The 2,189-nt window shown below is 70.9% G+C and carries 2 protein-coding genes; one reads left to right on the forward strand and one right to left on the reverse strand.

What is annotated here, in order from left to right; translation table 11 throughout:
- Positions 1-283 precede the first annotated feature (283 nt).
- Complete coding sequence (locus AC1DY2_RS18935; RefSeq protein ID WP_476763818.1) at positions 284-1,408, forward strand: AI-2E family transporter; 1,125 nt, start codon at positions 284-286, stop codon at positions 1,406-1,408.
- Between the two features lie 67 nt (positions 1,409-1,475).
- On the opposite strand, the gene AC1DY2_RS18940 is transcribed toward AC1DY2_RS18935, so the two are convergent.
- A partial coding sequence (locus AC1DY2_RS18940; protein ID WP_476763819.1) for an ABC transporter permease subunit occupies positions 1,476-2,189 on the reverse strand: 714 nt, incomplete at its 5' end.

A 2,189-nucleotide genomic window follows, 5' to 3' on the forward strand; every position in this document is an offset into this window, starting at 1 on the left:
CACGAGAGCCGTCGAGCCCGTCCGTCCCGCACGCGCAGCGTCGCGCGGGTGCCCGAGGGCACCGCGGCACGTGGCCGCGGCGCCGTCGKCGCCGGCGCCGCGATCCKCGGCCTCGCCGCCGCGGTGACCGTGGTCGTGGGGATCGTCGCCGGTGTCGTCGCGTTCTGACGCCGTCGAACCCGCGGTGCCCGCCGGCCCGGCGGCACATCGCGACCCGGTGGTGCGCGACCCTGATCCGGCGCGGCGCGCCACCGCGTCGGCGGGAACGCGTAGCGTCATGGCCATGTTGAGACGAAAGCGCGCCGGGGTGGTCGAGCCGCCGCCCGCGGCGGAAGTCACAGCCAACGCCGAGTCGGCCGGTCCCGAGGTCAAGATCCGGGCGTTCCGCATCGGCTTCGTCGGAGCGCTCGGCGTGCTGCTCGCGATCCTGCTCGGCGGGATCCTCGGCCAGCTCGGCACCGTCATCCTCTACGTGGCGCTCGCCCTGTTCCTCGCCCTCGGCCTCGACCCGGTGGTGAGCTGGATGCAGCGGCGCGACATCCCGCGCTGGCTCGCCATCCTGCTCGTCTTCGTCGTGGTGATCGGCGTGTTCGTGGGACTCATCGCGACCCTCGTCCCGATCGTCATCGAGCAGACGCAGATCCTCGTCGAGGACTGGGACTCGATCGTCGAGAACATCAAGAACAGCGACCTGGTGGCGTGGCTCAACTCACTGGTGGGCGGCGACGCGATCCAACAGGCGATCGACGGAGCGGGCGACTGGTTCGGCGACCCCGACAACCTCGGCGCCCTCACCGGCGGCATCCTCGCCGTCGGCGCGGGCATCGCAGGCGGCTTCACGGGTGCGACGATCGTGCTCATCCTCACCCTCTACTTCCTCGCGTCGCTCGCCTCGATGAAGCGCTATGCCGCCCGGTTCGTGCCGGCGAGCTCGCGGCCCGGCTTCCGGTCGGTCTCGGAGGAGATCACGGGTTCCGTCGGCCGCTACGTCATCGGGCAGGTGTCGCTCGCGGCCATCAACGGCGTGCTGAGCCTCATCTTCCTGTCGATCATCGGCGCCCCGGCGCCGATCCTCCTGGCCTTCATCGCGTTCCTGTTCTCGCTCGTGCCGCTCGTCGGCACGCTCACGGGCGCGATCATCATCTCGCTCGTGTGCCTCGCGGCCTCGCCGGCCACCGCGCTCGCCGCCGCGATCTACTACCTCATCTACATGCAGGTCGAGGCCTACGTGCTGAGCCCCCGCATCATGAGCCGTGCCGTCGCGGTGCCCGGTGCGCTCGTCGTGATCGCCGCCGTCGCGGGCGGCACCCTCGGCGGCGTACTCGGCGCGCTCGTCGCGATCCCGGTCGCCGCCTCGCTCATCATCATCGTGGAGAAGGTCGTCTTCCCACGGCAGGACGTGCGCTAGCCACGAACGACGAAGCGGATGCCGCGGGCGACGAGCCCGCGGCATCCGCTTCGTTCATCGTGGTGCGTCAGGTTCGGACGAGCGATCCGCCCCCGCGCGTGCGCGAGACGGCGTCGACCGTGGCCGCGAGGATCAGCACGCCGCCGGTGACCGCGTAGTTCACGCCGGCCGGCAGGTTGAGCAGGCCCAGGCCGTTCGTGATGACGGCGATGACCAGGGCACCGATCGCGGCATGCATGAGCCGGCCGCGACCGCCGAAGAGGCTGACGCCGCCGACGACGGCCGCCGCGACGCCGCTCAGCACGAGATCGCGGCCCGCCGCGGCATCCACCGACCCGACCTTGCTGATCGAGAAGAGTCCGGCGACGACCGAGAGGGTGGAGCAGACGATGAACGCCGTCCAGCGGATCATCATCACCTTCACGCCCGAGCGGCGGGCCGCCTCGGCGTTGCCGCCGATCGCGTAGATGTAGCGGCCGTACTTGGTGCGGTCGAGCACGAACGTGCCGATCCACAGGATGACGAGCACGATCGGCACGACGATGGGCACGCCCTGCACGGCCCGGAGCGACTGGCCGCGGTCCTGGTTGAGGATGTACACGACCACGCCGCCCAGCACGGCGATGACGCCGAGCTTGATCCAGACGAGCGAGATGGCGCGGTTCGGCACCCCGGCGCGGTTGCGTCGCGACCGGTCCCAGAACGAGGTCGCGGCCGACACGGCGACGATCACGACGAGCATGACCCAGCCGGCCCAGGTCGGCAGGTTGCTGTTCTGGAT

It is taken from the genome of Agromyces sp. P1_H4, from assembly GCF_056405255.1.

Bases quoted from the DNA above. Each gene is read 5' to 3' on its own strand.
- AC1DY2_RS18935 (WP_476763818.1), top strand. From the start codon at position 284: ATGTTGAGACGAAAGCGCGCCGGGGTGGTCGAGCCGCCGCCCGCGGCG.